This window comes from Armatimonadota bacterium (assembly GCA_029907255.1).
Taxonomy (GTDB): Bacteria; Armatimonadota; UBA5829; order DTJY01; family DTJY01; genus JAIMAU01.
The window spans coordinates 43383-50050 of sequence record JARYMF010000018.1 but is presented as its reverse complement, the minus strand read 5'-3'; the positions used below and the strand labels follow the sequence as shown (position 1 = coordinate 50050).

The window sequence follows — 6668 nt, the reverse complement described above, 5'->3', positions numbered from 1 at the left end:
TCGATGTCGGCTCGTCGCATCCTGGGGCTGAATAGGGTCCCAAGGGTTGTGCTGTTCGCACATTAAAGCGGTACGCGAGCTGGGTTCAGAACGTCGTGAGACAGTTCGGTCCCTATCCGTCGCGGGCGCAAGAAGTTTGAGGGGAGCTGTCCCTAGTACGAGAGGACCGGGATGGACAGACCTCTGGTGTACCAGTTGTTCCGCCAGGAGCAGACGCTGGGTAGCTATGTCTGGTCGTGATAAGCGCTGAAAGCATATAAGCGCGAAGCACACCCCAAGATTAGACTTCTCTTCCCGCCTTCGGGCTGGGAGTAAGACCCCAGGTAGATTACCTGGTTGATAGGCAGCAGGTGTAAGCACAGCAATGTGTTCAGCCTAGCTGTACTAATCGGTCGAGCGGCTTGACCACTAATTTGCTCTCAGCTTTTCGCTGAGTAGCTTTGCCCAAACTCTATGCGGTTTTCAATGTGCGGTCTCGCACAATCTTAAGTTTTGCTGGTGACCATGCCGGAGGGGGTACACCCGTTCCCATCCCGAACACGGTAGTTAAGCCCTCCAGGGCCGACGGTACTTCCGGGGCAACCCGGCGGAAGAATAGGTCGTCGCCAGCTTATAAATAAAGCCCTTGGATTCATGCGAATCCAAGGGCTTTTTCATTGGTCATGACTTTTGGTTTTAGTGAAGGTGCTGGGTGTGTCTATAGCATTAAATTTGCCCAAAACATCTAACTCAAAGGAAATTCCTCACAAAAACGTTTCTACATTTCTTCATACCGCCACATTTTCGAAGGAATCACTTTACTTCTGCACCAATTATTACTCAGGTGGACCTGGAGAAGGTAAAATCCGGGATTGAAAGCAAAAGCTTAAAATTCCAAAAAAGCTAATAATATTTGAGAGGAAGAGTTAGATGGACTTCAAAGAATCATTCGATGGTTTACTCAACAGCATAAATTTGGCTGAGGCAGAAGGGGCAGCCTTCTTGCAGAGAATCAGAGCCGAAATGAAGTTTGCCGCAAAGTTTGTCCAACTATTCCCAGAAAAGCAAGAGGAATGGCAGAATCTCATTCTAAAGGCGGCAGAGGTGGTAAAAAACGCGATTTCGGCAGAGGGCCCGGTAGATGTTGAGGCTGCGGTGTCGGAGGCAGAAAAGATAATGGCGCCAATTGGGGAGGCGGCAAAGGCGTACACTATCCATTGCTGTGGGCATGCTCACATTGACATGAACTGGATGTGGCCTTGGCAAGAGACCGTCAATGTAACGCATGACACTTTTTTGACAATGGACAAGTTAATGGACGAGTATCCCGACTTCTGCTACGCTCAGAGCCAGGCGTCCGTGTACATCGCCATGCAGACCTACTGCCCGGAAATCTTTGAAAAAATTAAGCAGCGTGTAAAGGAAGGCCGGTGGGACGTTACGGCTAGCATGTGGGTGGAGGGCGATAAGAACATCGTATCTGGTGAATCGCTGTGCCGCCATCTTCTATATACAAGGCAATATTTTAGGGAAGCCATGGGTCTCGAACCAGAAGACGTCAAAATTGACTGGTCGCCGGACACCTTCGGGCATGCGCACACCATTCCTGCAATCCTCTCTCGAGGTGGTGTTTCCAGATATTACCATTGCCGCACAGGGCCAGGGCCTTGGCTTTATAAGTGGAGATCGCCGGATGGGAGCGAAATAATTGTTTTCAACGACAAAGATAGGCATGGTTACAATGGTCCAATTTACCCAGAGATGGCGGAGAACATGATTGATTTTGTCAAGGAAACTGGGCTTAAGGACTTCCTTTACGTTTGGGGCGTTGGAGACCATGGAGGCGGGCCGACAAGAGCAGACCTCCGCAGGGTTCGCGATCTTCAGTCCTGGCCAATTTATCCGAATGTCAAGCTTGATACCGTCAAGGCATTTTTTGATATCGTCGAGAAGGCGGATGTGAAGCTACCCGTTGTGGATTCGGACTTAAACTTTATATTTGAAGGATGCTACACCTCGCAAAGCAATATCAAATATGCCAACCGAGTAAGTGAAATCACTCTCCCTGAGGCAGAGACCCTGGCTATCATCGGTTCTCATTTTGGAGAGATGGAATACCCACATGATTTGATTCGCAGGGCGTGGAGATGGGCGCTTTTTAACCATTTCCATGATATACTTCCAGGGTCCGGTGTGCACGCTACTTATGAGTATGCGCAGGGTCTTTTCCAGGAGATTATGGCTACATCGTCTTCGATTCGAACGAGGGCTCTCAGGCAACTAGCGTCAAAGGTTAATACCGAGAAGGCGGTGAAAGGGCAAACAAGCACAATGGCGTCAGGATTGGGCAATGGACTTGGGGCAGGTGCAGGCGACCCTAGTCTACCTGGCGGAGTTACAGCGTATAATGCGGGTGCAGAAGGAGCTGAGCCAGTTTTAGTATACAATCAGAAGCCATGGGCACGCTCGGAGATTGTATATGCAAAAGTTTGGAACAAACCTTTGGATGACGATAAGGTTGTGGTGCGCGACTCGGAAGGCAATGAGTTGAAGGGCCAGGTAGTCGGAAAGGGAGGCTACTGGGGCCACAACTTCGTCACAGTTGCGTTCAAGGCGGATGTACCCCCATTGGGATACAAAGTATATGCTATAGATAGCAAGTCAACCCCAGTTTCTGGTGAAGGCGCCAGCATGAGCCACATGTTTAACAGCATCTATGGGATTGACTTTCCAGATCCAAGCGGGCCTAGCATAATGGAGAATGAATTCCTGAGGTTAGAGATAGACTTTCCTTCGGGCGCTATCAAGCATCTGATTGATAAAGAGACGGGTTTTGATTATGTTCCCGAAGGAAAGCTACTAGGAGTACTTGAGGTTTATCAGGAGTGCCCTCACGGGATGACAGCTTGGGTTATTGGCCAAACGCAGGAAAAGACTGAGCTCACGAGTGGCGGTGTTATTAAGGTGACTCAGCGTGGGCCAAACCGTGTCGCAGTAAGGTGTGACAGAAAATATAAAGATTCCACCATTTCTGTTGAGATAGGTTTGAATGCCGGTTCTCGAATGGTGGATTTCAAACTAAACACACGGTGGGTTGAACGCGGCACACCAGAGACCGGTGTCCCAATGCTGAAAGTGGCGTTCCCTGTAAATGTGGTTGGCGGCACTGCTACCTATGAGATTCCTTTTGGCAGCCAGACCAGACCTCAGTCTGAGCAGGAAATACCAGCGCTGAAATGGGCAGACCTTTCAGATGAGGAGCATGGCATAACGCTGGTCAATGATTCAAAGTATGGGCATTCGTGCTTTGAAGATACGCTGAGACTTACCCTCATAAGGTCAAGCTTCGATCCTGACCCACTGCCCGAGATACGGGATCATGAAATCAGGTTTGCCGTAATTCCGCACATTGGACCATGTGATAGGGTGGCTGCAACACGGGCAGGTGAGGAGTTCAACTCACCAATGTCGGTGGTCAGCACTACTGTTCAGACAGGGGAACTCCCACCGGAAAAAAGCTTTATTGATGTGCTAACGCCGAATGTGATGCTGGCGGCGGTAAAGAAGGCAGAGGACTTTGACGCGCTGATACTGCGACTCTACGAAGTAAAAGGCATCGACACAGAAGCTCGCATAAAAATCTCGGACCTTGTCGCTCCAGGTTCGCCATTTACTCAAGTTGACCTGCTGGAAAGGAGGATTCATGGTACCGAGGGGCGCATGAATGGGGATATATTGACCGTAAAGGTCCCAGCATACGGGATTGTATCTGTTGCTGTTGGATAGGAGAGACTATGGAGGCATGGAGAGCCTAAAAATGAGGGCTTGGGCAATAGACAGCAGCTGCTATTTCTTCTTTTTGGCGTCTCTCCATGCCTTTAAGTTCAGCGAGGGGCGACATCATTGAGCTATGAATACGTCTGCAATTGACAAAGCGATAATATCCGCGATGAGGGCATGGAAAACCCCTGGAGTGGCAGTCGCCATCGTCGAGGGGAATGAGGAATACATCCAGGGATATGGCGTGAAGGAGGTTGGCACGACCGCCTCCATAACGCCGAATACTCTATTTGCTATCGCCTCAATGACGAAGGCTTTCACGGCAACGGCAATGGCTATTCTCGTTGACGAAGGCAAGATGGCTTGGGACGACCATCCTAGGAAATATCTTCCTTATTTTAGACTGTCCGATCCGGTCGCAGATGCCAACGTTACAATGCGCGACTTGCTTTCTCATCGAACTGGTATGTCCCGACATGATGCTCTTTGGTGCGTTGGGGAAAGAAGTGCAGAAGAAATCGTTAAGCGATATGGACTTGCTCCTCCATCAACTTCGTTTCGTTCAACCTATGAGTATGCAAATGTTCCTTTTACAGCAGCTGGCCTTGCAATCGGGGCCGCGGCAGGTACTACCTGGAGCAAATTTGTGGAGGAGCGCATTTTCAAACCTCTTGGAATGAATGCGGTATGCCGTGTGTCAGAAACCGAGGCATCGTCGGATCATTCCCATGGTCATGTCCCTTATAGGGGCAAAATTGTTGTTTACCCGACTCCTGAACATGATAATTCCACTGCGGCGGGCGCAATCAATGCAAGCGCCAACGACATGAGCAAGTGGATTCGCTTTCATCTAAATGACGGAGTGTTTGAGGGCGAACAAATTGTATCTAAGAGAAACCTGGACGAGACGAAAAAGCCGCATATGGTCGTACCGGTAGAGAATCCAGATAAATACGGCTTTGATCTAGGCACTAACTTGAGCACATATTGCTTGGGATGGAGCAAAGAGGAGTATCGAGGTGAAATTATTGTCACCCACGGCGGCTGGCTCAGGGGTTTCACTGGCAACGTTACGCTTATACCAAAACGCAAAGCGGGGATTGCGGTGTTGACCAACCTTGCAGTTGCGGGTGAAGCCATATCAATCAGGAACTTGCTTCTCGACATTCTTTTGAGTCTACCAAAAAGAAATTGGCCTTCGATTTACAAGAAGATCAATACGCTAACGAAGAAAGAGGCAAAAGAACAAAAAGCCAAAGAGGTTCGACACAAGAGGACGAAGCCATCCCGTGAGCTTGAGGCTTATGTGGGTGACTATGAGGATTCGGCGTATGGGACTCTAACCGTTTATCTTGAGGGCGGTGCTTTACACGCCAAATATGGTGCGGCTGATTACAAGCTTAAGCATTTCCATTTCGATACGTTCACAGGCAGACATGAAAGGCCTGAAATATGGGAGGACATAAAGGTAATGTTCGCCCTCGGCCCGGATGGCGAGGTTGCTTCCATCAAGACGCTTGCAGATTGGTTTTCGGTTGAGTTCAAGAAGGTGAAAAGAGAAGCATCGTGAACAACCGGCGCTGTTTCTTGCGAATCATGAGGGATAATTCATGAGACTTGTTAGCAAGGAAATCTTCGCCAAATCACCTGAGGCTGGTGTCGCCGGGCTTGGATACTGCTGGTATGTGCAGCCCGATGGCGCGGAAATGGAAGCAGTGTATGCAGCGCAGACAAAAAGCGACATGCAGGACAGAAAATGGCGCCGGTGGTCTAGCGACAATGGGAAGACTTGGAGTGAGGCTGAGGAGATTGAGTTCATACGAAAATCGCCTGAGGGGGTCTATCGTATTTATTCCCATCCGCCGAGAATAGACCCTTATAAGCGTTGTTTGATTCGCTTTAGCAACCGAGTATGCCTTCCCAACGATAGAATCAGCGAAGCTCCATCTCGTTGGACGATGTGGTATGAAGTGTCGCGCGATGGAGGAAGGAATTATACTGTTGCAGAGCAGATTATCGGTGAGGGCTTTACGCCCGACCATCCCTTTGAGCCGATTTTTTCTGGCAAGAATGGCTATATGCTGGGTGATCAGACTTGCGCGCCGATTTTTCTGCCAAATGGAACAATCTTAGTTCCAATTCAGATAGCGGAGCTCAATGCGGATGGAGAGCTGTTTCAGCCTTATAACACGCCGTTTTACCAATCTAGGGTTCTCATTGGAAAGTGGAAGAATGACACGCAAATTTCCTGGGGGATATCTAGCCCAGTGCGTCTTTCGCCGGCAAAGACCACAAGGGGTGTATTTGAGCCAACGCTGGCGCATGTTGCCGATGGAAAGATTCTAATGGTGCTTCGAGGAAGCAATATGCGAAAGAAAGAATTGCCAGGATACAAGTGGTATTCTGTATCAGAGGATGATGGTAGGACTTGGAGCGAGGTTAGGCCGTGGACATATACTAACGCTGAAAGGTTCTTCTCACCAAGCTCATGCTCGCAGCTTATCAAGCACAGTAGCGGTCGGCTTTTTTGGCTTGGCAACATTTGCCACGATAATCCAGATGGCAATTTACCACGTCACCCTTTTGTAATTGGTGAAGTTGACCAGGCAAGCCTATTGTTAAAAAAGGAAACCCTGGTTGTAATTGATGATGTGCAGAATGGTGAGAACCCCGATATGCGTCTTTCAAACTTTTATACTTACGAGGACCGCGTGACGCATGAGATTGTGATCTGTATGCCACGATGGTTTGCTTATCGGAAGAGCGAGAATGATTGGACAACTGATACTTATCGATATCGAGTTCGCGTGTGACGGAATGCGAGCGGGTTGTTATTGCAGTCCCCAGTGATGGCATATTAGAAGCTTGTCGAGTTGTCTGAAGTCGGACAGGAAGATAGCATATGATTT

Annotated in this window: 3 protein-coding genes and 2 rRNA genes; all 5 read left to right on the top strand. The window is 49.0% G+C overall.

What is annotated here, in order from left to right; all coding sequences use genetic code 11:
• Positions 1–409, top strand: a 23S ribosomal RNA gene (locus QHH26_12945); the annotation flags it as partial.
• Between the two features lie 85 nt (positions 410–494).
• Positions 495–611, top strand: a 5S ribosomal RNA gene (gene rrf, locus QHH26_12940).
• Between the two features lie 298 nt (positions 612–909).
• Positions 910–3765 carry a glycoside hydrolase family 38 C-terminal domain-containing protein gene (locus QHH26_12935; protein ID MDH7482863.1) on the top strand — a complete coding sequence of 952 codons (2856 nt, stop codon included), beginning with the start codon at positions 910–912 and terminating at the stop codon, positions 3763–3765.
• 124 nt (positions 3766–3889) lie between these two features.
• Positions 3890–5329 (top strand): serine hydrolase, encoded by a 1440-nt coding sequence (locus QHH26_12930; protein MDH7482862.1) that lies wholly within the window; start codon positions 3890–3892, stop codon positions 5327–5329.
• Positions 5330–5369: 40 nt separating this feature from the next.
• Positions 5370–6572 carry a sialidase family protein gene (locus QHH26_12925; protein MDH7482861.1) on the top strand — a complete coding sequence of 401 codons (1203 nt, stop codon included), beginning with the start codon at positions 5370–5372 and terminating at the stop codon, positions 6570–6572.
• The last annotated feature ends 96 nt before the right edge of the window (positions 6573–6668 follow it).

Excerpts from the sequence above, each read along its gene's own strand:
- QHH26_12935 (MDH7482863.1), top strand. The coding sequence starts at position 910 with ATGGACTTCAAAGAATCATTCGATGGTTTACTCAACAGCATAAATTTG.
- QHH26_12930 (MDH7482862.1), top strand. The coding sequence starts at position 3,890 with ATGAATACGTCTGCAATTGACAAAGCGATAATATCCGCGATGAGGGCA.
- QHH26_12925 (MDH7482861.1), top strand. The coding sequence starts at position 5,370 with ATGAGACTTGTTAGCAAGGAAATCTTCGCCAAATCACCTGAGGCTGGT.